This window comes from Thiomonas sp. 13-64-67, assembly GCF_002282795.1.
In the GTDB taxonomy this organism is placed as follows: Bacteria; Pseudomonadota; Gammaproteobacteria; order Burkholderiales; family Burkholderiaceae_C; genus Thiomonas; species Thiomonas arsenitoxydans.
In genome coordinates this window covers 1-22,680 of the sequence record NZ_NCKP01000029.1, presented here as the reverse complement: position 1 = coordinate 22,680, position 22,680 = coordinate 1, and the positions used below count along the sequence as shown (strand labels likewise).

General features: G+C 65.0%; 20 protein-coding genes and 1 pseudogene. 20 read left to right on the top strand and 1 reads right to left on the bottom strand.

Annotated elements, in window-relative coordinates; translation table 11 throughout:
• Window positions 1–85 precede the first annotated feature (85 nt).
• From zwf to B7X30_RS08585, 20 genes and pseudogenes are all read left to right on the top strand, one after another.
• Window positions 86–1,576 (top strand): glucose-6-phosphate dehydrogenase, encoded by a 1,491-nt coding sequence (gene zwf / locus B7X30_RS08680; RefSeq protein WP_286730253.1) that lies wholly within the window; start codon window positions 86–88, stop codon window positions 1,574–1,576.
• A gap of 3 nt (window positions 1,577–1,579) precedes the next feature.
• Window positions 1,580–2,269 carry a 6-phosphogluconolactonase gene (pgl, locus tag B7X30_RS08675; RefSeq protein ID WP_286730252.1) on the top strand — a complete coding sequence of 230 codons (690 nt, stop codon included), beginning with the start codon at window positions 1,580–1,582 and terminating at the stop codon, window positions 2,267–2,269.
• Window positions 2,270–2,326: 57 nt separating this feature from the next.
• Window positions 2,327–3,841, top strand: coding sequence for a 4-alpha-glucanotransferase (malQ, locus tag B7X30_RS08670; RefSeq protein ID WP_286730251.1), 1,515 nt, complete (start codon window positions 2,327–2,329; stop codon window positions 3,839–3,841).
• A 14-nt stretch (window positions 3,842–3,855) separates the two neighbouring features.
• On the top strand, window positions 3,856–6,051 hold the full coding sequence (gene glgB / locus B7X30_RS08665; protein ID WP_286730250.1) for a 1,4-alpha-glucan branching protein GlgB: 2,196 nt from the start codon (window positions 3,856–3,858) through the stop codon (window positions 6,049–6,051).
• A gap of 4 nt (window positions 6,052–6,055) precedes the next feature.
• Entirely contained in the window at window positions 6,056–8,245 is a 2,190-nt protein-coding gene (gene glgX, locus B7X30_RS08660) for a glycogen debranching protein GlgX (RefSeq protein WP_286730249.1), read from the top strand.
• A 2-nt stretch (window positions 8,246–8,247) separates the two neighbouring features.
• Window positions 8,248–9,752 (top strand): annotated as a pseudogene (locus tag B7X30_RS08655) (alpha-D-glucose phosphate-specific phosphoglucomutase); the annotation flags it as partial.
• A gap of 33 nt (window positions 9,753–9,785) precedes the next feature.
• On the top strand, window positions 9,786–11,114 hold the full coding sequence (gene glgC, locus B7X30_RS08650; protein ID WP_156052907.1) for a glucose-1-phosphate adenylyltransferase: 1,329 nt from the start codon (window positions 9,786–9,788) through the stop codon (window positions 11,112–11,114).
• A gap of 85 nt (window positions 11,115–11,199) precedes the next feature.
• A complete protein-coding gene (gene glgA, locus B7X30_RS08645) occupies window positions 11,200–12,681 on the top strand; it encodes a glycogen synthase GlgA (protein WP_286730279.1) in 1,482 nt (493 codons plus the stop codon).
• The gene (locus tag B7X30_RS08640; RefSeq protein ID WP_286730248.1) at window positions 12,678–15,161 is read left to right on the top strand and encodes a glycogen/starch/alpha-glucan phosphorylase; all 2,484 of its coding nucleotides are present in this window, start codon (window positions 12,678–12,680) and stop codon (window positions 15,159–15,161) included. The genes glgA and B7X30_RS08640 overlap by 4 nt, the downstream gene beginning before the upstream one ends.
• Window positions 15,162–15,228: 67 nt before the next feature.
• On the top strand, window positions 15,229–16,737 hold the full coding sequence (locus tag B7X30_RS08635) for a phosphoglucose isomerase-related protein (RefSeq protein WP_013122775.1): 1,509 nt from the start codon (window positions 15,229–15,231) through the stop codon (window positions 16,735–16,737).
• A 238-nt stretch (window positions 16,738–16,975) separates the two neighbouring features.
• Complete coding sequence (locus B7X30_RS08630) at window positions 16,976–17,965, top strand: tyrosine-type recombinase/integrase (protein ID WP_286730247.1); 990 nt, start codon at window positions 16,976–16,978, stop codon at window positions 17,963–17,965.
• 8 nt (window positions 17,966–17,973) lie between these two features.
• Window positions 17,974–18,219, top strand: a complete 246-nt coding sequence (locus B7X30_RS08625; RefSeq protein WP_286730246.1) for a DUF4258 domain-containing protein — start codon at window positions 17,974–17,976, stop codon at window positions 18,217–18,219.
• On the top strand, window positions 18,216–18,428 hold the full coding sequence (locus tag B7X30_RS08620) for a DUF2283 domain-containing protein (RefSeq protein ID WP_286730245.1): 213 nt from the start codon (window positions 18,216–18,218) through the stop codon (window positions 18,426–18,428). The genes B7X30_RS08625 and B7X30_RS08620 overlap by 4 nt, the downstream gene beginning before the upstream one ends.
• Window positions 18,429–18,438: 10 nt before the next feature.
• Window positions 18,439–18,633 (top strand): hypothetical protein, encoded by a 195-nt coding sequence (locus B7X30_RS08615; protein WP_286730244.1) that lies wholly within the window; start codon window positions 18,439–18,441, stop codon window positions 18,631–18,633.
• Between the two features lie 165 nt (window positions 18,634–18,798).
• Window positions 18,799–19,089 (top strand): nucleotidyltransferase family protein, encoded by a 291-nt coding sequence (locus B7X30_RS08610; RefSeq protein ID WP_286730243.1) that lies wholly within the window; start codon window positions 18,799–18,801, stop codon window positions 19,087–19,089.
• The gene (locus B7X30_RS08605; RefSeq protein WP_286730242.1) at window positions 19,086–19,442 is read left to right on the top strand and encodes a HepT-like ribonuclease domain-containing protein; all 357 of its coding nucleotides are present in this window, start codon (window positions 19,086–19,088) and stop codon (window positions 19,440–19,442) included. The genes B7X30_RS08610 and B7X30_RS08605 overlap by 4 nt, the downstream gene beginning before the upstream one ends.
• 15 nt (window positions 19,443–19,457) lie before the next feature.
• Window positions 19,458–19,637, top strand: coding sequence for a hypothetical protein (locus B7X30_RS08600; protein ID WP_286730241.1), 180 nt, complete (start codon window positions 19,458–19,460; stop codon window positions 19,635–19,637).
• Entirely contained in the window at window positions 19,624–19,935 is a 312-nt protein-coding gene (locus B7X30_RS08595; RefSeq protein ID WP_286730240.1) for a DUF2442 domain-containing protein, read from the top strand. The genes B7X30_RS08600 and B7X30_RS08595 overlap by 14 nt, the downstream gene beginning before the upstream one ends.
• A 5-nt stretch (window positions 19,936–19,940) precedes the next feature.
• Window positions 19,941–20,177, top strand: a complete 237-nt coding sequence (locus tag B7X30_RS08590) for a hypothetical protein (RefSeq protein WP_286730239.1) — start codon at window positions 19,941–19,943, stop codon at window positions 20,175–20,177.
• 190 nt (window positions 20,178–20,367) lie between these two features.
• A complete protein-coding gene (locus B7X30_RS08585) occupies window positions 20,368–22,062 on the top strand; it encodes an IS1634 family transposase (RefSeq protein WP_286730238.1) in 1,695 nt (564 codons plus the stop codon).
• 30 nt (window positions 22,063–22,092) lie between these two features.
• On the opposite strand, the gene B7X30_RS08580 is transcribed toward B7X30_RS08585, so the two are convergent.
• A complete protein-coding gene (locus tag B7X30_RS08580) occupies window positions 22,093–22,545 on the bottom strand; it encodes a hypothetical protein (protein WP_286730237.1) in 453 nt (150 codons plus the stop codon).
• Between the last annotated feature and the right edge of the window lie 135 nt (window positions 22,546–22,680).

Below are 22,680 nucleotides of genomic sequence, written 5' to 3'. Positions count from 1 at the left end.
ACGTGCGTCAATTTTTCGTGGCCAGGAGGGTTTGTCAGCCCTATGTCGGCCGCGCTTCTCCCTACACTGAATCTGGATTTCTCTCATGGCCACTTCGACACCGACAGAACACAATATGGGCGCTACTCCCTCTTTCGACATGGTGTTGTTCGGTGGCACTGGCGATCTGGCCATGCGCAAGCTGCTGCCCGCGCTGTATCAGGCGCACCAATCCGGCACCTTGCATCCGGCCGGGCGCATCGTCGCCCTCGGCCGGGGCGCGTTGACGCTGGATGACTATCTGGCGCAGGTGCGCACCCAATCGGGCCCGCACCTCAAGGCGGATTTCAGCTCTCCGGTCTGGGCGGCCTTCGCCGCCCGAATCACCTACCTCAAGCTCGACGCCGCTCACCCGGCCGATTTCGACGCCCTGGCCGAACTGCTGGGCAGAGGCGGCGAGCGGGTCACGGTCTGCTACCTCGCTACCGCGCCGTCTCTGTTTGCCGACATCTGCGCGCAACTCGCCCGCGTCGGGCTCAATCATCCCGACGTGCGCGTGGTGCTGGAGAAGCCCCTGGGCCACGACCTGGACTCTTCCGACGCCATCAACGCGGCGGTAGCTCAGTCCTTTGCCGAGAGCCAGCTCTACCGCATCGACCACTATCTGGGCAAGGAGTCGGTGCAAAACCTCATGGCCATGCGCTTTGGCAACGTGCTGTTCGAGCCGCTGTGGCGCCGCGAGTGGGTAGACAACGTGCAGATCACCATCGCCGAAGACCTAGGGGTGGAGGGGCGCGGCGAGTTTTACGACAAAACCGGCGCGCTGCGCGACATGGTGCAGAACCACTTACTGCAACTGCTGTGCATGGTGGCCATGGAGCCGCCGGCCAGTTTGCAGGCCGATGCCATCCGCGACGAGAAGCTCAAGGTGCTGCAGGCGCTCAAGCCCTTCACCGAATCCGACGTGGCCACCCGGACGGTACGCGGACAATACCGCGCCGGCGCCATCGACGGCAAACCCGTGACGGGCTATCTGCAAGAGCCCGACATCGATCCGGCCAGCCGCACCGAAACCTTCGTGGCGATCAAGGCCGAGGTCGTCAACTGGCGCTGGGCCGGGGTGCCCTTCTTTCTGCGCACCGGCAAGCGGCTGCAGGAACGGTTGGCGGAAATTGTCATCAACTTCCGCGCGGTGCCGCTGTCGCTGTTTGGCGGCCCGGTCGGGCTGCAGGGGGCCAATCGCCTGGTCATCCGGCTGCAGCCCGATGAGAGCATCAGCCTGCATTTTCTCGCCAAGGAACCCGGCGACGGCATGCGGCTGCACCCCACCCAGCTCGATCTGGATTTCGAGTCCACCGCGCAAAAACGCCGCGCCGATGCCTATGAGCGGCTGCTGCTCGACGTGATCCGCGGCCAGCTCGGGCTGTTCATGCGCCGCGACGAACTCACCGCCGCCTGGCGCTGGGTGGAGCCCATTCTGGACTGCTGGGAGCGCAATAGCGAGGCGCCCAAGACCTACACCGCGGGCACCTGGGGGCCGGCCGCCTCCAGCGCCCTGCTCTCGCGCGATGGCGCTTCATGGCATGAGGAACTGTGAGTGATGCTGCACCTCTGCACCACCCCGCAGGAGCAAATCGACCGATTGGTGCGCACCCTGGCCGACGCGCTGGCGCAGGACATCGCCCAGCGGGGACGGGCCGTGCTGGCGGTCTCTGGCGGGCGCTCGCCCATTGCCTTGTTTCAGGCGCTGGCGCAGGCGCCGATCGACTGGCCGCGCGTCATCCTCACCCTGGTCGATGAGCGTCTGGTGCCGCCCGACCACGCCGACAGCAACGCCGCCCTGGTGCGCGCCCATTTGCTGACGGGCGCCGCCGCGCAGGCCCGGTTCCTGCCCCTGGTTGACGATGCGTCCGATCTGGCCGGTTGCGTGGACCGTGCCAACGCGCAATTCCGCGATCTCGCGCAACCCCTCACCGCCGCGCTGCTGGGCATGGGCGATGACGGCCACACCGCCTCGTTGTTTCCCCGCGCTGCCGAACTGCCCCTCGGGCTTAGCCCAGACTATGCCCTGCCCTACCTGGCCGTGACGCCACCGCACGCCGCGCACATGCGAATCAGCCTGAGCCTGGCCGCGCTGCTCGGCGCGGGTCGGCTGCTGCTGTCGATTTCGGGCGAGACCAAGCGCGCCGTCTTTGCACGCGCCAGCGAACCGCCGCCTACTCCGAATCTGCCGATTGGCTACCTCATCCAGCAATCCAAAACGTCGTTCGACGCCTATTGGTCTGCCTGATGGGCGCCCTGATTCCGTCTGCCTATTTCCGTCACCTTGATTCTGTCCCCCTGACTCATGACGCCCACCCCCCGTTTTCCCCGCTCCAGCGGCGTGCTGCTGCACCTCACCAGTCTGCCCAGCCCGCACGGCAGCGGCGATCTCGGGCCCGCGGCCTACCACTTCATCGACTGGCTGCATGCCGCCGGACAATCGGTCTGGCAATTCCTGCCGCTGGGCGGCATCGGTCTGGGCGGCTCGCCCTATATGAGCAGTTCGGCCTTCGCCGGCAATGTGCTGCTGATCGACCTCAGCGAGCTACACCGGCGCGGCTGGCTGGAAGCCGACGATCTCGTCGCGCAAGACGGGCTGTCGGACGAGCGCGTGCAGTTCGACCGCGTTATCCCCTTTCGCATGGAACGTCTGCGCCGGGCCGCAGCGCGGTTCGAGACGACCGCCACGCCGCAGGAGCGCGCCGATCTGGCCGCCTTCCAGGCCGCGCACGCCGTCTGGCTCAACGACTACGCGTTGTTCATGGCGCTGTCCGAGCACTACGGCGAGCGCTTGTGGAACACCTGGGACGTCGCGCTGGCGCAACGTCAGCCCGAAGCGCTGCAGCAAGCACGGGCGCAGCACGCCGAGCGCGTCGCCTTCTGGACCTTCGCCCAATGGTGCTTTTTCCGCCAATGGGCCGCGCTGCGCGCCTACGCCCACGACAAAAGCGTGCGGCTGATGGGCGACATGCCGATTTTCATTTCGCTCAACAGCGCCGATGTGTGGGCCCGGCCCGACCTGTTCCAGCTCGACGCCCGCGGCCATCCCACGGTCGTCGCCGGGGTGCCGCCCGACTATTTTTCCGCCACCGGCCAGCGCTGGGGCAACCCGCATTACCGCTGGGCGGCGCACGAGGCTGAAGGGTTTGCCTGGTGGATCGCGCGGCTGCGCGCCACCTTCGAACTGGTGGACTGGGTGCGCGTCGATCATTTCCGCGGTTTCGAGAGCTGCTGGGAAATTCCCGCCGACGAGCCCACGGCCATCGGCGGCCGCTGGGTGCGGGCGCCGGGCGTGGCGCTGTTCGAGGCGGTGTCCAAAGCTCTCGGCCCGCTGCCCATCATTGCCGAAGATCTGGGCGTCATCACCCCCGAAGTCACCGCCCTACGCCAGCGCTTCGGCTTTCCCGGCATGCGCATCCTGCACTTCGCCTGGGGGCAGAACGATGGCGGCCACAACGCCTACCTGCCGCACAACTACGCCCACGACACCGTGGTCTATCCCGGCACCCACGACAACGACACCTCGCAGGGCTGGTGGGCGAAAGCGCCCGAGGCCGTGCGCCACCATCTGCGCGAATACCTCGCCTGCGACGGTGGCGACATCGCCTGGACGCTGATCCGCGCCGCCAGCGCCAGCGTGGCCGACATCGCCCTGTTCGCCTTGCAGGACGTGCTGCGTCTGGATGGCACGCAGCGCATGAACACACCGGGCACGGCGCAGGGCAACTGGACCTGGCGCTTCACCTGGGATCAGGTACAACCGGGGCATGCGGCTGGCCTGCTGCGTTTCGGCCAGCTCTACAACCGCCTACCCGCCTGAACTGGAACCTCGCCATGCTGACCGAACACGACATCGCCGACCTCGCCGCAGGCCACCACGCCGACCCTTTTGGCGTGCTCGGCATGCATCTGCGCGGCGCCACGCTGTGGGTGAACGCAGCACTGCCCGGCGCGCTGGGCGTGGAGGTGATCGAGCGCGCCAGCGGCGAGTCGGTCGCCGCGCTGGAGCGGCAGCACGAGACCGCGGTGTTCAGCGCCCGCATGGGCCACCGCCGCAAGCCCTTCGACTATGTGCTGCGGGTGACCTGGCCGCCCTTGCAGCCGGGCGACCCGAACTGGGTGACCGACCTCGAAGACCCCTACCGCTTTCCGCAAGTGCTGGGCGAGACCGACGCCTGGCTGCTGGCCGAAGGCACCCATCTGCGTCCCTACGAATGCCTGGGCGCGCATCCGGGCGAGATGCTCGGCGTGGCTGGCACGCGCTTTGCCGTGTGGGCGCCCAACGCGCGGCGCGTTTCGGTGATCGGCGACTTCAACGGCTGGGACGGCCGCCGCCACCCCATGCGGCTGCGGCGCGAATGCGGCGTGTGGGAAATCTTCCTCCCCGGCGTGAGCCAGGGCGCGCTATACAAATTCGAGATCCTCACCCAGCACGGCGAACTGCTGCAAAAGGCCGATCCGCTGGCCTTCCGCGCCGAACTGCGACCCAACACCGCCAGCATCGTGCAGGGCCTGCCGCCGCTGCATTCGCCGCGCCCCGGCATGGCGCAGGCCAATGGATTCGAGGCGCCCATCAGCATTTACGAGGTGCATCTGGGTTCCTGGCGCAAGGTGGAGGGCTGGCGCTGGCTGAGCTACCGCGAACTGGCCGAAACCCTGGTGCCCTACGCCCGCGATCTGGGCTTCACCCATCTGGAGCTGCTGCCGGTCACCGAGCACCCGTTCGACGGCTCCTGGGGCTATCAGCCCATCAGCCTGTATGCGCCCACCGCGCGCTTCGGCACGCCCGAAGACTTTCAGTTTTTCGTCGATGCCGCGCACGAAGCCGGACTGGGCGTGATTCTCGACTGGGTGCCGGCACACTTTCCATCCGACCCACATGGTCTGGCCAACTTCGACGGCACACATCTGTACGAATACGCAGACCCAAAAGAAGGCTTCCACCACGACTGGAACACCCTGATCTACAACTTCGGCCGCACCGAAGTGCGCAACTATCTCGTGGCCAACGCGCTGTACTGGCTGGAGCGCTTCAACATCGACGGCCTGCGCGTCGACGCCGTGGCCTCCATGCTCTACCGCGACTACAGCCGCCCGGCCGGTCAGTGGGTGCCCAACAAGTTCGGCGGACGCGAGAACCTCGAAGCCATCGACTTTCTGCGTCGCATGAACCACACCGTGGGCGTGCAGCGGCCGGGCGCCATCACCCTCGCGGAAGAGTCCACCGCCTTTCCCGGCGTCAGCCGCCCGCCGAGCGACGATCTGCAAAGCGGCGGCCTGGGCTTTCACTACAAGTGGAATATGGGCTGGATGCACGACAGCCTGAGCTACATCCGCCGCGACCCGGTGCACCGCAAGTACCACCACAACGAACTGACCTTCAGCATGATGTACGCCTATGACGAGAACTTCGTGCTGCCGCTCTCGCACGACGAAGTGGTGCATGGCAAAGGCTCACTGCTCGCCAAGATGCCCGGCGACCGCTGGCAACAGTTCGCCAACCTGCGCGCCTATCTCGGCTATATGTTCAGTCATCCTGGCAAGAAGCTGCTGTTCATGGGCGACGAATTCGCGCAGGCTTCTGAATGGCAGTCCGACTACAGCCTCGACTGGGACGCACTGCTGCACGCGCCCAACCAGGGCGTGCAACGTCTGGTGCGCGACCTCAACCTCACCTACCGCGCCCACCCGGCGCTGCATCAGCTCGACCATCACCCGGGCGGCTTCGCCTGGATCACCTATGACGACGCTTCCCAATCGGTGCTGGCCTACGAGCGCGGCGCCAGCGAGGGCAGCCGCTTCGTCGTGCTGTGCAACTTCACCCCCACCCCGCGCCACGACTACCGCATCGGCGTGCCGCAAGGCGGGCGCTGGGAGGCGCTGATCAATACCGACGATGCGGTGTACGACGGCTCCGGCTTGCCGCTGGCCCTGCGCGAAGCCGAGGCCCAGCCCTCGCATGGCCGCCCGTTCTCGCTGCAACTCACCCTGCCGCCGCTGGCTTGCGTCATTCTGCGGCCCGCCGCCTGATGCCATGAGCGCGCAACGCCGCCGGGCAAAACACCCCGTCAAATCGCCCCCCCTCGGGCTGCAAGCCGCACGGGTTGCGACCCTGGGCGCGCAACTGCAGTCCGACGGCGTGCATTTCGCCCTGGCTGCGCCGCATGCGCAGGCGGTTGAGCTTTGCCTGTTCGCCCCGGACGGGCAGACCGAAGTCGCCCGCCTGCCCATGCCCACGTTGCGTGATGGCATCTGGCAAGGCGTGCTGGCCGCAGAATCCGGCGGCGTCGAAGGGCTGATCTACGGCTGGCGGGTGCACGGCCCCTGGTCGCCCAAAGAAGGCCACCGCTTCAACCCGGCCAAGCTGCTTCTCGACCCTTGCGCGCGCGAAGTCGTCGGCCGCTACGACGGCAGCGACGTCCACCTCGGCCACGATCCGGCCCACCCCGACCATCCCGACCCGCGCGACAACGCCGCCACCGCACTCAAGGCCCGCGTGGTCGCCGATCTGCCCCCTTTGGCCCAGCCCCGACCCGTCATCGACCCGGCGCAGCGGGTGATTTACGAATTGCACGTCAAGGGTTTCACCGCGCAGCACCCCGACCTGCCCCCCGCCCTGCGCGGCAGCTACGCCGGGCTGGCGCATCCGGCCAGCCTCGGCTACCTCAAGGCACTGGGCGTCACCACGGTCAGCCTGCTGCCCATCGCCTTTCGCGCCGACGAAGCCCGGCTACTGCAGATGGGCCTGAGCAATTACTGGGGCTACACCCCCATTGCCTGGGCCGCGCCCGAAACCCGGCTGTGGAGCAGCGCCGAGGGCAGCACGCCGCGCAGCGAACTGCGCGCCCTGGTCGAGGCCCTGCACGGCGCCGGGCTGGAGGTGATTCTCGACGTGGTCTACAACCACACCGCCGAGCTCGACCCGCACACCGGCCCCACCCTGTCGATGCGCGGTATCGACAACGCGCTCTACTACCACCGCAACCCGCAAGAGCCCGAGCGCACGCTCGACTGGACGGGCTGCGGCAACAGCGTCAACCTCAACGAGCCTCTGGTGCTGCGCGTGGCCATGGACAGCCTGCGCCGCTGGGTGAGCGAGTTCGGCGTGGACGGCTTTCGCTTCGATCTGGCCAGCACCCTGGCGCGCGGCACGGCGCGGGTGCAATACGACTTCCAGCCCGACGGCGCTTTTCTCAGCGCGGTGGCGCAAGACCCGCTGCTGTGCAACTGCCTGCTCGTCGCCGAGCCCTGGGATCTGGGGCTGGGCGGTTACCGCCTGGGCGGCTTTCCTACCGGCTGGCTGGAGTGGAACGACCGCTTCCGCGACACCCAGCGCGGCTTCTGGCTGCAGCATCAAAACGCGCCGGGCGAGTTCGCCACCCGGCTGGCGGGGTCGAGCGATGTGTTCAACCCCGCACTGCGCGGGGCGCACAGCAGCGTGAACTTCATCACCGCGCACGACGGCTTCACCCTGCGCGATCTGGTCAGCTACGCCCACCGCCACAACCAGGCCAACGGCGAAGACAACCGCGACGGCCACGGCCACAACCTCAGCATCAACAACGGCGTCGAAGGGCCCACGCAATCGGCCGACATCCTCGCCGCCCGCGCCCGGCAAAGCCGCGCCCTGCTGGCGGTGCTGCTGCTCGCACTCGGCACCCCCATGCTGCTGGCGGGCGACGAACTCGGCCACACCCAGCGCGGCAACAACAACGCTTACTGCCAGGACAATCCGATCTCCTGGATCGACTGGGCGCAGGCCGATGCGTCTCTGCTCGACTTCGTGCGCGGCGCGCTGGCCTTGCGGCGCAGCCTCCCGCTGCTGCAAAGCCACGCCTGGTGGGCGCCGGTGGCCACCGCATCCCAGCCCGGCGCGGTGTGGTACCGGGCCGACGGCCACCCGATGGAACAGGCCGACTGGACGCTCGACGACCACGGCGCGCTGATGGTGCTGTTGTGCCCTGCAAAGAGACCTTTGCAGGGCGTGGCCCCGCAGCAGGTTCTGATTCTGATCAATGCCGAGGGACAAGAAGCCTCTTTCACCCTCAGGCCGGGGGCGTGGCTGCTTAGACTGTCCACAGACGATGGTTTTGTCGCTTTGCCCGGCGACAATGAGGCTCAGGACAAAGCCCAGCGGCTGCAATCTCGGCAAACGCTGCCGCCCACCAGCCTGTGGATCGCCACGCTGGAGGGCGACGCGCCGCACACCCCAGGAGACCTTTGAGCATGAAACTCGTCACCCGCCCCGCCACGCCCTTCGAAGGCCAGCGTCCCGGCACTTCCGGGCTGCGCAAAAAAGTCAGCGTGTTCCAGCAACCCGGCTATCTCGAAAACTTTGTGCAGGCCTTGTTCAACGTGCTGGGGGACGCCAGCGGCAAAACCCTGGTCGTGGGCGGTGATGGGCGCTACTACAACCGCGTCGCCATCCAGACCATTCTGCGCATGGCCGCGGCGCACGGCTACGCGCGGGTGCTGGTGGGGCAAGGCGGATTGCTGTCCACCCCGGCGATGAGCGCGGTCATTCGCCGCCGCGCCGCCAGCGGCGGCATCGTGCTGTCGGCCAGCCACAACCCCGGCGGGCCGCAAGGCGACTTCGGCATCAAATACAACATCGCCAACGGCGGCCCTGCGCCCGAATCGGTCACAGAAGCCATCTACCTGCGTTCGCGCGAGGTGTATGAAATCCGCACGATCGACAGCCCCGACCTGCCGCTAGACGCTCTGGGCACCCACACCCTGCTGGGCACGCAAATCGAGATCATCGACCCGGTGGCCGACTATTGCGCGGTGCAGCGCGAGCTGTTCGATTTCGACGCCATTCGCGCCCTGTTCGCCCGCGGCTTCCGCCTGCGGCTGGACACCATGTGGGCGGTCGGCGGCCCCTATGCCAAAGCCCTGCTCGAAGGCGAGCTCGGCGCACCCAAGGGCACGGTGGTCACGACCTGATCGATCATATGTCGGCCGCCGACGCCCCCGACATGGGCGCCGCCACCGACGGCGATGCCGACCGCAACATGATCGTCGGCCGCAACTTCGTGGTCTCGCCTTCCGACAGCCTGGCGGTGCTGGCAGCGCATGCCAGACGCGTTCCGGGCTACGCCGCCGGGCTGGCCGGTGTGGCACGCTCCATGCCCACCTCCACCGCCGTCGATCGGGTCGCCGCCTCGCTGGGCGTGGCCTGCTTTGAGACTCCCACTGGCTGGAAGTTTTTCGGCAACCTGCTCGATGCGGGCAAGGTCACGCTCTGCGGGGAAGAAAGCTACGGCACCGGCTCGAATCACATCCGCGAAAAGGACGGCCTGTGGGCCGTGCTGTTCTGGCTCAATCTCGTCGCGGTTACCGGCAAGTCGGTGGAACAACTGGTGCGCGAACTATGGGCCGAGCATGGCCGCTGCGTGTATTCGCGCCACGATTACGAGGGCATCCCCACCGAACAGGCCGACGCGCTGATGCGCGACTTGCGCGCCGCCCTGCCCGGCCTTCCTGGCCAGGTTTTCGCAGGCGAGCCCGTGGCGCTGGCCGACGACTTCGCCTACACCGACCCCACCGACGGCAGCGTCAGCAGCAAACAAGGCGTGCGCATCATTCTGCAAAGCGGCTCGCGCGTGGTGTTCCGCCTCTCGGGCACGGGCACCGAAGGCGCCACGTTGCGCATCTACCTCGAGCGCCACGAACCCGACCCCGCACGCCACGACCTGCCCGCGCAACAAGCGCTCGCCCCGCTCATCGCGAGCTTCACCCCTAAAACACACAGGAGACCTGCCATGAATCAGAACAGCCCCTTGAGCCCGATGAACATGCAAGATCGCCAGATGCAGCCGCACATGCTGGTGCGCCGCTCCATCGCCCTGGTGCTGGCCGGCGGGCGCGGCTCGCGGCTCAAGCAACTCACCGACAAGCGCGCCAAGCCCGCGGTGTATTTCGGCGGCAAGTTCCGCATCATCGACTTCGCGCTGTCCAACTGCGTCAATTCGGGCATCCGCCGCATCGGCGTGATCACCCAATACAAATCGCACTCGCTGTTGCGCCACTTGCAGCGCGGCTGGAGTTTTCTGCGCGCCGAACTCAACGAAATGGTCGATCTGCTCCCCGCGCAGCAACGGGTGGACGAAGAACACTGGTACCGCGGCACGGGAGATGCGGTCTATCAGAACATCGACATCATCCAGTCGAGCAAGCCCGAATATGTGGTGATTCTGGCCGGCGATCATGTTTACAAGATGGACTACTCCATCATGCTGCAAGACCACGCCACCAGCGGCGCGCAGGTCACCGTGGGCTGCATCGAAGTGCCGCGCAGCGAGGCCAGCGCCTTCGGCGTCATGTCCATCGACGCGAGCCGCAAAATCGTCGAGTTCATCGAAAAACCCGCCGATCCTCCCGCCATGCCCGGCAACGAGCAGATGTCATTGGCCAGCATGGGCATCTACATCTTCAACGCCAGCGCGCTCTACCGCATGCTGGACGAAGACATGGCCGACCCCGCCTCCTCGCACGACTTCGGCAAAGACATCATCCCCAAAGCGGTGCGCGCAGGCCTGGCGCACGCGCATCCCTTTTCCATGTCGTGCGTGCAGGGCGGGCAGCAAAGCCAGCCCTACTGGCGCGACGTCGGCACGCTCGACGCCTTCTGGGCCGCCAACCTCGATCTGGCCTCGGTCACCCCCGAGCTCAACCTCTACGACACCGAATGGCCGATCTGGACCAGCCAGCGCCAGCTTCCTCCGGCCAAGTTCGTGCAAGACCACAACGGCAGCCACGGCAAGACCATCAACATGATGGTCTCGGGCGGGTGCATTCTCTCGGGCTCCTCGGTCAGCAACTCGGTGTTGTTCTCCAATGTGCGGGTGCACTCGTTCTGCACCATCAACGAGTGCGTGCTATTGCCCGATGTGCTCATCAACCGCTCCTGCCGCCTGAACAAAGTGATACTCGACCGCGGCTGCGTGCTGCCCGAGGGCATGGTGATCGGCGAAGACCCGGAGCTTGACGCCAAACGCTTTGAGCGTACGAGCAACGGCGTGGTGCTGGTGACCAAAAAAATGCTGCGGGCGCTGGGCGAGACCGAGCTGAACGAGGAAGACGATGACTGAACCTAGCCCCCAAGCTGCGGCTTCGCCTGCGCTGCCCCCCGAGGGGGCGCACCCCGCCTTGGGGCGGCCCGGCGGCGGGGTGGCCCTGCGCGTGCTGCAAGTCAGCGCCGAAATCTTCCCCCTGCTCAAGACCGGCGGCCTGGCCGACATCGCCGGCGCCCTGCCCGCGGCGCTGGCCACGGCTGGTTGCGACACGCGCGTGCTGCTGCCCGGTTTTCCCGCCATCCGCGCCGGTCTGGCGAGCGGCGAAACGATCGGCCAGTTCACCCTGCCCTGGGGCGAGACCGTCGGCGTGCTGCTCGGCACGCTTCCCGCCGTGCCAGGCGCCGAGGGCCGCCCGGTACACGCCTATGTGCTCGACGCGCCCAGCCTGTACGACCGCCCGGGCAATCCCTACGAAGACGCGCAGCGCCGTCCCTATGCCGACAATCATCGCCGTTTCGCCGCGCTGGGCTGGGCGGCAGCGCGACTGGCGCGCGGTCTCGATGCCGCCTGGGCGCCGCACCTCGTGCACGGCCACGACTGGCATGCCGGCCTGACGGCAGCCTGTCTGAAATTCAGCGCGGGCAAGCCGGTGCCGTGCATCTACACAGTGCACAACCTGGCCTACCAGGGCATTTTCCCGGCGGACGTGATGGGCGATCTCGGCCTGCCTGCCAGCGCGTTTCAGGTCGATGGTCTGGAATTTCATGGCCAGGTCTCGTTCATGAAGGCCGGTCTGTTTTACGCCGACAAGATCACCACGGTCAGCCCCAGCTATGCGCGCGAAATCCAGACGCCCGAACAGGGCTTCGGCCTCGACGGGCTGCTGCGCACCCGGCGCAACGATCTCAGCGGCATCCTCAACGCGGTCGATGCGGCCGTGTGGAATCCCGCGACCGACGCCCACATTCCGCGACACTACAGCGCCGAACGTCTCGCGGGCAAGTCGCGCTGCAAAGCCGCCTTGCAAGAAGAAGCCGGTCTGACTCTCAGCAAAGACACTCCCTTGTTCACCGTGGTCAGCCGCCTGACCGAGCAGAAGGGCCTCAACCTCGTACTCGCCGCCATCGACACCCTGGTAGAAGGCGGCGGGCAGTTGCTGGTCTTGGGCAGCGGCGACCACGAACTGGAAACGGCTTTCGGCCACGCGGCGCAGCGTCATGCGGGCACCGTGGCCCTGCGCGTTGGCTACGACGAAGCCTATGCCCACCGCATTTTTGCCGGCAGCGACATCACCCTCGTGCCGTCCCGCTTCGAGCCCTGCGGCCTCACCCAGATGTACGGCCTGCTCTACGGCAGCCTGCCGCTGGTGCGCGCCGTGGGCGGTCTGGCCGACACCGTGGTCGACGCCGATCTCGCCACCCTCGACGACGGCACGGCCACGGGCATTGTTTTTGCCAACTTTTCCGAGGCGGATTACCGCCACGCGGTGCGGCGTGCGCTGGCCCTCTATCGCCAGCCGCGCGCCTGGTCGCGGGTGCGGCAAACCGGCATGCATCAAGACTTCAGCTGGACGCAGGCGGCCCGACAATACCGTGTGGTCTACCAGGCTGCCCTCCCGAATTTTTCCCACGCTCTCCCATGACCCCTGAACCTAAACCGCCCATTCCCGAAGCCGCGAACGTTCCCTTCGTCCACGACACCCCGCCGCACGACGTGGCGGCGCTCAAGCGCGCGATCTCCAACAAGCTGATGTTCCAGATCGGCAAAGACCCGCGTTCGGCGCAGCCGGTCGACTGGCTGCACGCCGCGTCTTACGCCGTGCGCGACCTGATGGTGGAGCGCTGGTTCGACACCACCCACGCCCGCAACGAACAAGACGCCAAGCAGGTCTATTACATGTCGATGGAATTTCTCATCGGCCGCACCTTCACCAATGCCCTGCTCGCCATGGAAATCACCGAGCCGCTGCGCCAGGCGCTGCGCGAACTGGGTGTGGACATGAACGCCATCGCCGATCTGGAGCCCGACGCTGCTTTAGGCAACGGCGGTCTGGGCCGCCTGGCCGCCTGCTTTCTCGACAGCATGGCCACGCTGGGCATTCCCGGCTACGGCTATGGCATCCGCTACGACTACGGCATGTTCCGCCAGACCATCGTCGATGGCCGCCAGGTGGAGACGCCCGATTACTGGCTGACCGACGGCAATCCCTGGGAGTTCCCCCGCCCCGAAGTGGTGTACCGCGTGCAGTTCGGCGGTCACGTGATCAAGGAGGGCGACCGCGCCCGCTGGGTGGACACCCACGATGTCGAGGCCATGGCCTACGACACCATCATTCCCGGCTACGACACCACCACGACCAACACCCTGCGGCTGTGGTCCGCCAAGGCCACCAAGGAGATCGATCTGGGCGCCTTCAACCGCGGCGACTACTTCGGCGCGGTCGAGCAGAAAAATCATTCCGAAAACGTCTCACGCGTGCTCTACCCCGACGACTCGACCGACGCCGGCCGCGAGCTGCGGCTGCATCAGGAATACTTTTTCTGCAGCGCCAGCGTGCAAGATTTGATGCGCCGCTACCTGCAGACGCACACCGGCTTCGACCAGTTCGCCGACAAGGTGTCCATCCACCTCAACGACACCCACCCGGTGCTCGCCATTCCCGAGTTGATGCGCCTGTTTCTCGACGTCCATCACCTGCCCTTCAACGATGCCTGGCGCATCTGTCAGGGCGTGTTCTCCTACACCAACCACACCCTGATGTCGGAGGCGCTCGAAACCTGGCCGATCGACATGCTGGGCCGCGTATTGCCCCGTCACCTGCAGATCATTCTCGACATCAACGCCTACTTCCTCACCCGGCTGACGCAGAAGCACGGGCACGATGTGAACCTCATGCGGCACGTCTCTCTGGTCAACGAATCGGGCACGCGTTCAGTGCGCATGGCTTATCTTGCCGTGCTCGCCAGCCATTCGGTCAATGGTGTCTCCAAGCTGCACTCCGAACTGATGCAGCAGTCCATATTTGCCGACTTCGCCAAGCTCTGGCCCGCCCGCTTCAACAACAAGACCAACGGCATCACCCAGCGTCGCTGGCTGGCGCTGGCCAATCCGCCGCTGGCCGCGCTGCTCGACAAAACCATCGGCGCCCACTGGCGGCGCGACCTGTCCGAACTGGCCAAGCTGCGCCCGCTGCTGGGCAGCTCAGACCTCGTCAAAGAGTTCCAGAGCGCCAAACGCAGCAACAAAGCGCGATTCGCCGCGTGGCTGAAAACCCATCACGGCGTGACCATCCCGGTCGATGCGCTGTACGACGTGCAAGTCAAGCGCATCCATGAATACAAGCGCCAGCTGCTCAACGTGCTGCACGTCATCACCCGCTACCTGCGCATCCTCGAACAGCCGGGCAGCGTCACCGTGCCGCGCGTCGTCATTTTTTCGGGCAAGGCGGCCTCGGCCTATCACATGGCCAAGCTCATCATCCAGCTCATCAACGATGTCGCCAAAACCATCAACAACGATGACCGCGTGGGCGATCTGCTCAAAGTCGTGTTCGTGCCCAACTACAGCGTGAGTGCGGCCGAAGTCATCATTCCAGCGGCCGATCTGTCTGAGCAAATTTCCACCGCGGGCACCGAGGCTTCGGGCACCGGCAATATGAAACTGGCGCTCAACGGCGCGCTGACCATCGGCACGCTCGACGGTGCCAATGTCGAAATCCAGGAGAACGTCGGCGCCGACAACATTTTCATCTTCGGCCTGACCGCAGGCGAAGTGACCGATCTGCGCATGACCGGCTACCAGCCCAACGCCATCGTCGGCGCCAACCCCGAGCTGGCGCGCGTGCTCGAAACCCTGCGCGACGGCCGCTTCAGTCCGGAAGAACCGCATCGCTATCAGAGCATCTACGACCTGCTGGTCAACTGGGGCGACCACTACATGCTGCTGGCCGACTACGCCAGCTATATCGCCACGCAGAGCAAGGTCGATGCGCTCTACCGCAATCCCGAAGAGTGGGCGAAAAAAGCGCTGACCAATGTGGCCGGCATGGGCCCGTTCTCCTCCGACCGCACCATTGCCGAATACGCCGAGCAGATCTGGCACGCCAAGCCCTTGCTAAGCTAAGCCCCGTCAGCTCACCCCTGCGTCCACCGATCGATTTTCGTCCGACTCAATCTGCCCGCCGAACCTCATGCCCACACCCAAGACCATCGACACCGCCGGCCTGCGGCTGGAGTTCACCCGCCACGGCGAGCAGGCGCTCGCCACCGCGCTCAAAACCCTCGCCGCCCTGCCCAACAAGGCGCAAGACCTGGTGAGCAAGACGGTACTCAACGGCAGCGAAAACCGTCCCGCCTGGCATGTGCTGTCCCGGCTGGGCGCCAAGGGGCTGGATGCGCCCTCGCAGGCCGCTGCCGATTTTCTGCAAGCCGAGTTCACCCGCATGGCCGACTGGGTGGACCAACGGGTGGAAGAAGCCGGAGCGGAAGGGCTCGACATCATTCATCTCGGGGCTGGCGGCTCTGAAACCCCCATGCTCGCGCTGCACACCGCCCTCTCGGTGCTGCAGACGCCGCGTTGCCGGGTGCACTGGGTCGCCAACCTCGACGGCGCCACCATCGACGCCGCGTTGGCGGCGGCCAAGCCCGAGCGCAGCTGGATCATCATCAACAGCAAGTCATTCCGCACCCAGGAAGTCATGCGCAACGCCGACATCGCCCTGCGCTGGCTGGGCGACGGCATCGGCACTGACAAGGCCCGCCAACGCCTGGTCGCGCTCACCGCCAACGCTGAGCTGGCGCTGCAGCGCTTTGGCTTGCCTGCGAATCAGATCTTCCGCTCGTTGCCCGAGATCGGCGGACGCTTCTCGCTGTGGAGTGCCCACGGCATGGTGTTGCTGCTCGCCTTCGGCCGTGAAACCGTGACCCAGCTTCACGCCGGCGCGCACGATATGGACCAGCACTTCCTCAGCACCCCGTTGGAAAGCAGCGCCCCGGGGCTGATGGCTGGCTTGTCGCACGCCTATCGCGTGCGCTTTGGCCTGCCCCTGCTGTCCATCGGGCTGTATGGCGATGCGTTCTCGCGCATGCCGCTGTACCTGCAACAACTGCTGATGGAATCGCTGGGCAAATCCACCAGCGCCGACGGCATGCAGCCCGTCCACGTCAGCGGCCCTGCGGTCATCAGCGGCGTGGGTACCCCCGTGCAGCACACCTATTTTCAACTGCTGCACCAGGCCGCCGTTCCCGTGTTCCACGAAATCGTCGCCGTAGCCCATCCCTGGCACCGCCACCTGCGCGAACACATGGCGCTGCTGGCCAACGCGCTGGGCCAGGCCGATGCGCTGTGGAACGGCAAAGACGCCTCAAGCTGGCAAACCGAACTCATGGCCCAAGGCATGTCGCCCGAAGCCGCCGCCCGCGCCGCGCATCACCGCGCCTGCCCCGGTGGCCGCCCGTCCACCTTCATCTGGATGGAGCGCTTGAGCGCCTACCACCTCGGCGCCCTGCTGGCCCTGTATGAACATCGCACCGTCGTGGAGGGCTGGCTCTACGGCATCAACCCCTTCGACCAATGGGGCGTGGAACTCGGCAAGACCCTGGCCACCAAGATCGAAAACGCCCTGCTGTCACAAAACGCCCAAGGCCTCAGCCCCGAAACCGCCGCCTCGCTCGACTACCTGCGCACGCACAGCAACTGATCACCGCCACGTGCGCTGCGCCCGAGCAAGTTGAGTATCCGGTCTGAAAAGTGGCCTGCCCGACTGGATTCGAACCAGTGGCCTACGGCTTAGAAGGCCGAAATATAACGCTCTGCAACCCGCATGAATGCTTGCTCTGCTATTATTTAACCCGTCATTTGGGGGAATCTAGGGGGAATGCATGGCGCACATTGAGCAACGCAAAAACGGGTGGAGAGCACAAGTCCGCAGACGGGGCATGCCATCCGCCAGCAAGACTTTTGACCTGAAGTCTGACGCTGAGTCCTGGGCACGCGAGCTCGAGCGCGAAGCGCAGCGCGGCAACATCGCTGCGCTGCGCCAAGATGCGCAGCGGGTGACGGTGGGCGAAGTGATGGATCGTTACCTCGCCGGGCCTGTGCAGGCCATGAAATCGGCCAAGGATGTTCGCACGCGGTTGAGCAGGGCTCGCGAGCGCTTCGGCGCTCACTACCTGTCCAATGTACGAGGGGTGGACTTGTCGGCCTGGCGCGATGATCTGCTTCAGGAAGGGCTGGCGCCGCAGACCGTTATTCACCACATCAACGCGCTCTCCGCCCTCTTTTCGTTCGTCGAGAAGGATTTGAGCATCGATTTGCCCGCGGGCAACCCGGCGCGCAAGGTGCGCAAGCCCGCGGCCCCAAAGGGCCGTGACCGTCGGCTACGGCCCGGCGAACTGGAAGCGCTGCTTCAGGCCGCAACATCAACGGGCCGCGTCGTCGGTCTACGCGAAGTCTTCATCCTGGCCGTGGAAACCAGCATGCGCCTGGGCGAACTGCTCGGCCTGGAATGGTCGCGCATCGATCTCGCCAAGTGCACCGCGCATCTGGTGGACACCAAGAATGGTGAAAGCCGAACCGTCGCCCTGTCCGTCGCAGCCATGGGCGCTCTGCGCGCCCTGCCTCGGCGGATTGATGGCCGCGTATTTGGGTGGGCTGCTGCGGATAGCTTTGAAAAGGCATGGACACGCTGCAAGACCCGCGCGCGCCGTCTCTACGAAGCCGATTGCGCCGCTCAAGGTATCAAACCCGATCCGGCCTTTCTGGCCGATCTGCGCTTCCACGACCTAAGGCATGAGGCCATCAGCCGATTATTCGAGAAGGGACTGGGGATCATGAAAGTGTCCAAGATGTCGGGGCACAAAAGCTTGCAAATGCTCGGGCGGTACACGCACGTCGATGCCCAGAAGCTGGCGCCGGAGTTGGGGTAATCTGCAGCATGGACTACGCTCTGACGCAGCATGCGCGTGATGCCTTGGTGAAGCGCCAAATTCTTGAAACGTGGGTGGACATCGTCATGCGAAACCCGGTTTGGGTTGAAGCTGATGGTGTCGATCCGATGCTGGAGCATCGACTGGCTCCGATTGCCGAATTTGGCAACCGCGTCCTGCGCGTCATCGTCAACCCGCAGACTGAACCCTGGCGCATCGTCACCGCCTATTTTGATCGCAGGAGAACGGCATGAAACTCAAAGTCGATGAACAGGCCGATGCGCTGTACCTCACCCTCGGTGACGCGCATGCTGCGCACTCCGATGAAGTCGCGCCCGGGATCATCGTGGACTTCGACACGGAAGGCCGTGCTGTCGGTATCGAGTTCCTGCACCTGTCCAAACGCACCGCGCCGACGGACCTGCGCCAATTCCTGTTCGAGTCCGTGCCAATGGCGGCTTGAACCCATGACGATGACCTCACGCATCAAGCCAAGCTGCAGCCTGAGCAATGCACGTTTCCTGCTGCTGCCCGCGATGAGCGCCTGCGCGCTGCTGACCGTGCGACTCTTTGAGCTCGGCCTGACTTCTGATGGTTGGCTTGCGCTACTTGGCGGACTCCTGCCAGTGATGGCGGCTCATGCAATGCTCTATCGCCAAAACGTGTGAGCTGAATGGTCCTGATACAAGAAGTGCCCGGGATGAACACTTTGGTCAGGGCGTAAGCCGTCACCGTCAACGACGACAGCACGCGGGCGCAGCTTTCCATGCTCAAGCGATACACCCACATCGAGGCCGAGAAGCTGGCAAAGAAGCTGGGATAATGGCGCACTCATGAAGCCCTCACAAGCCCTGCAAGACCATCGCGCCGAGATTCACCGCATCGTGCTGGCTCATCGTGCCCGCAATGCGCGCGTTTTCGGGTCGGTCTTGCGCGGCGAGGATGATGACCGCAGCGACTTGGATGTGCTGGTCGATCCCACGGCGGACACCACATTGATGGACGTTGCGGCCATCCAGGTCGAATTGGAGCGCTTGCTGGGCGTGCCGGTGGATGTCCTCACTCCGGGCGATCTCCCCGAGAAGTTCCGCGCCGTGGTGCTTGCAGAGGCCCGCGCGGTATGAAACATGCCGAGTTGCGAATACCCGATTACATCGCCCACATCCTCGAGGCCATCGAGCGCATCGCGGAATACACCGCAGGGATGGATGAAGACGGTTTCCTGCGCAACAAACTCGTGCAGGATGCTGCGATTCGCAACATCGAGGTTATCGGCGAAGCGGCCCGCAACATTGAGAAGGCGTCCCCTGGGTTCGTCGCCAAACATCACAGCATCCCATGGGACGCCATGATTGCCATGCGCAACCGCATCTCCCACGGCTACATGACGATCAACTTCTCGCTGGTCTGGAAAACAATCTGCAACGATTTGCCTGCGTTGGAGAAACCGATCCGCGCACTGTGCGAAGGCGCATAACCCCGCCCAGCCCATGTGCATGCGGTCTCCCCCAGCGGGCGTGCGAAATTTCTGCTGAACTGCCCCGATGGCCCTGTGGTCGCCAGCGATGCACGCGGCATGGATGGCAGCACGCTGCGGCGACTACTCGCCGAGATCGAAAGCAATCTGCACGACCTGTGTCAATCCTGGAGTCAGCAACATGGCGATGTCTGAGCAATCGATTCAAACCGCGTTGGAAAAAGGACGGCAGCTCGACCACGTCCAACCCAAGGCGGTTGCTGTGCGCATCGTGGCTTCGCGCATGATCCTTGGTTTCGACAATGGGGCGGAAGTCACCGTGCCGATGACGCTCCTGCCTGCCGCTGTTGCTGCCGCCAGCCCGCAGGACACGGCGCATGTGGTCATCGAAGGTGGTGGGCATGATCTGTATTGGCCGACTCTTGATGAAGGCTTGTACATCCCCGATCTATGCGCCAGGGCGACGTTTGGCGAACTGGCGCAAGCCGCGTGACAGCCATGACGATCACCTCACGCATCATGCCAAGCCACAGGCAGGACACCATTCGCTTCCTGCTGCTGCCCGCGATGAGCGCCTGCGCGCTGCTGACGGTGCGCTTGTTTGAGCTCGGCCTGACTTCTGATGGTTGGCTTGCGCTACTGGGCGGACTCTTGCCAGTGATGGGGGCTCATGCACTGCTCTATCGCCAAAACGCGCGAGCGGGAAACACCTCAGTCGCCGAATGGCAGCTTTGATGGCGGCCCTTCATTATTCGGCTTGTGCGACGCATGGCCACCCGAGTTCAACAGTTCCGGGCGTAAAGACGAGCGCCTGCTCATTGAGATCAATCGGTTAGCGCAGTTTTCCTGGGTTTTCTTGTAATGGCATGAATCAGCACATCAATCCTTGATTTACAGATGGGGAACATTCGCTTAAAGTAATGGTGTGTTCGTCAAACTCACCCGCTCCGGCCCTCACCGTTACGTCCAACTCGTTGAAGCGTACCGTGACGCGGCAGGCTGCCCCAAGCAGCGCACGATCGCCACCCTCGGTCGACTCGACCAGCTCGGCACCGACCTGCAGTCGGTGATCAGCGGACTGCAGCGCCTCACCGGGCAAGCGCCCGCCACAGCGCCTTCAATCCCCACCCTGCAATTCGAGCCCGCACGCGACTTCGGCGATGTCTGGGCGCTCAGCCAGTTGTGGACATCACTTGGTTTTGATCGTTTGCAGCAGGTGTTTCGTCGCACGCGCGGCAGCCTGGACGTGGAGGCTCTCCTGCGCATCATGGTGCTCAACCGGCTGTGCGATCCCCAATCCAAGCTCGGCGTACTGCGCTGGCTGCAGACGGTGACGTTGCCAGGCTTGCGGCTGCAAGCGGTGGATCACCACCATCTGTTGCGCGCCATGGATGCGCTGATGGATCACAAGGCCGAGGTCGATGCTGTGCTGTCGGCTTTGCTGCGCCCCCTTGTGGACCAGGATCTGGCCGTGGTGTTCTACGACATGACCACCATCCGGGCCCAGGGGCTGTCGCAGCAGGACGGCGAGGTGCGCCATTTCGGCATGTCCAAGGAAGGCCTCGTTGCCCGTCAGGTCATGCTCGGCGTGGTGCAAACCGCCGACGGTCTGCCGCTGTACCACGAGGTGTTCGAGGGCAACACCGCCGAGGTCACCACGCTCAAGGCGGTCATCGAGCGCGTCCTCGCGCGCTTTCCCATCCGGCGCGTCATCGCCGTGGCCGATCGCGGACTGCTGTCCATCGACAATCTCGCTGAGCTGCAAGCGTTGCGTTTGCCCAGCGGCGGCAAGCTGGAGTTCATCCTGGCCGTGCCGGGCCGGCGGTATGCCGAGTTCGTCGAACGGTTGGAGCCGTTGCATGCGACGCAGTGTGTGCAGGCGCAGGACGAGGTGCTGGGGGAGGTGGCGTGGAGTGGGCTGCGCCTGGTCATGGCGCATGACCCGCAAGCGGCCCTGGAGGCGACGGCCAAGCGCGATGCGCGCATTGCAGACCTGGAGCGCCAGGCCGCACAGTGGGCCGGCAAGCTCGATGCCCAAGACGCCGGAACACGCAAGCGGGGTCGGCAGTTGTCCGACGGCGGCGCCCGGGCACGGTTCTATCACGCAGTCTGCGAGGCCCATTTGGCGCGCATCGTGCAGGTCGACCTCAAGAGCGAACGGTTCACCTACGCCATCAACGATCATGCTTTGCAGCACGCCCGGCTGATGGATGGAAAGTTGCTGCTGGTGACGAATGTGCTGGACCTGACCCCCGCCGATGTCGTCGCGCGCTACAAGTCTCTGGCTGACATCGAGCGGGGTTTTCGGGTGCTCAAGTCGGAGATCGAGATCGGCCCGATGTTCCACCGCTTGCCTGAGCGTATTCGTGCCCATGCCGCCATCTGCTTCATGGCCCTGATCCTGTACCGCGTCATGCGCAGGCGACGGCAGGCCAGCGCCACCCGCCTTTCCCCCGAGCGCGCCTTGGATAAGCTGCGCCGCATTCAACATCACCAGGTCACGCTGGGGGCCGCGCAACCCGCCGCGGGCCTGTCCACGATCCAGCAGGAGCACACCGACATCCTGTCGGCACTCACCATCAAAAAACCCACCCTGAACACGCAACTGACCCTCTTGTAGTGGAGCGAACCGATGCTCACACAAGAGAAATCAATGATTTACGCCGCGAACTGTCGAACTCGGGTGGCCATCGCCGCGGATGAACACCTCGCACCAGATGTCCTCGACCAGCGGAAGAAGTCGCCACCGCAGTGCGTTTCTCCGATTGACAACGGCATGGGCGAGGTCGCTGAGAAACTGGCCCTGGAACGGTTCCGCTTGGGCGATCTCAACCCAGGAGGGTGTGGGTTCATCGGCGCAGGGTAAAAGATACTCAGTGAGCGGTGGGTGCAATTCCAACGCAAGGGGGTCTTCGGCCAGTCGATAGCAAGGGCGCTCCGGCACGGGAGCAAAGTCGAGGGTGCAACGCACTTCGACGCAGTTGTCCCAGGCGATCGCCGATGGCGGCATCGTCACCAATCGCGCTTGCATCTGGTCGAGTGTGGCGCGAACCGCAGAGGAAGCCAGGTTGAGACGCTCCACCACAGCTTGGATGCACGGCATCTCCGCTGCTGGGATGCTGCTTGCCCATAACCTTGCGGGTAAGCGTCCCGCCAACCCCTCTTGACACCCGAAGTGAAGGTCAGGTGCTGAGTGCAGGGGGATTGGTATTCGCCCAGTTGTGCGGCAGCAATTCGC

Excerpts from the sequence above, each read along its gene's own strand:
- B7X30_RS08625 (WP_286730246.1), top strand. The coding sequence starts at position 17,974 with ATGGACTACGCTCTGACGCAGCATGCGCGTGATGCCTTGGTGAAGCGC.
- B7X30_RS08615 (WP_286730244.1), top strand. The coding sequence starts at position 18,439 with ATGACCTCACGCATCAAGCCAAGCTGCAGCCTGAGCAATGCACGTTTC.
- B7X30_RS08635 (WP_013122775.1), top strand. The coding sequence starts at position 15,229 with ATGCCCACACCCAAGACCATCGACACCGCCGGCCTGCGGCTGGAGTTC.
- glgB (WP_286730250.1), top strand. The coding sequence starts at position 3,856 with ATGCTGACCGAACACGACATCGCCGACCTCGCCGCAGGCCACCACGCC.
- B7X30_RS08640 (WP_286730248.1), top strand. The coding sequence starts at position 12,678 with ATGACCCCTGAACCTAAACCGCCCATTCCCGAAGCCGCGAACGTTCCC.
- pgl (WP_286730252.1), top strand. The coding sequence starts at position 1,580 with ATGCTGCACCTCTGCACCACCCCGCAGGAGCAAATCGACCGATTGGTG.
- malQ (WP_286730251.1), top strand. The coding sequence starts at position 2,327 with ATGACGCCCACCCCCCGTTTTCCCCGCTCCAGCGGCGTGCTGCTGCAC.
- B7X30_RS08590 (WP_286730239.1), top strand. The coding sequence starts at position 19,941 with ATGACGATCACCTCACGCATCATGCCAAGCCACAGGCAGGACACCATT.
- B7X30_RS08580 (WP_286730237.1), bottom strand. The coding sequence starts at position 22,545 with ATGCCGTGCATCCAAGCTGTGGTGGAGCGTCTCAACCTGGCTTCCTCT.
- glgC (WP_156052907.1), top strand. The coding sequence starts at position 9,786 with ATGAATCAGAACAGCCCCTTGAGCCCGATGAACATGCAAGATCGCCAG.
- B7X30_RS08620 (WP_286730245.1), top strand. The coding sequence starts at position 18,216 with ATGAAACTCAAAGTCGATGAACAGGCCGATGCGCTGTACCTCACCCTC.
- B7X30_RS08610 (WP_286730243.1), top strand. The coding sequence starts at position 18,799 with ATGAAGCCCTCACAAGCCCTGCAAGACCATCGCGCCGAGATTCACCGC.
- B7X30_RS08630 (WP_286730247.1), top strand. The coding sequence starts at position 16,976 with ATGCCATCCGCCAGCAAGACTTTTGACCTGAAGTCTGACGCTGAGTCC.
- glgX (WP_286730249.1), top strand. The coding sequence starts at position 6,056 with ATGAGCGCGCAACGCCGCCGGGCAAAACACCCCGTCAAATCGCCCCCC.
- zwf (WP_286730253.1), top strand. The coding sequence starts at position 86 with ATGGCCACTTCGACACCGACAGAACACAATATGGGCGCTACTCCCTCT.
- B7X30_RS08595 (WP_286730240.1), top strand. The coding sequence starts at position 19,624 with ATGGCGATGTCTGAGCAATCGATTCAAACCGCGTTGGAAAAAGGACGG.
- B7X30_RS08605 (WP_286730242.1), top strand. The coding sequence starts at position 19,086 with ATGAAACATGCCGAGTTGCGAATACCCGATTACATCGCCCACATCCTC.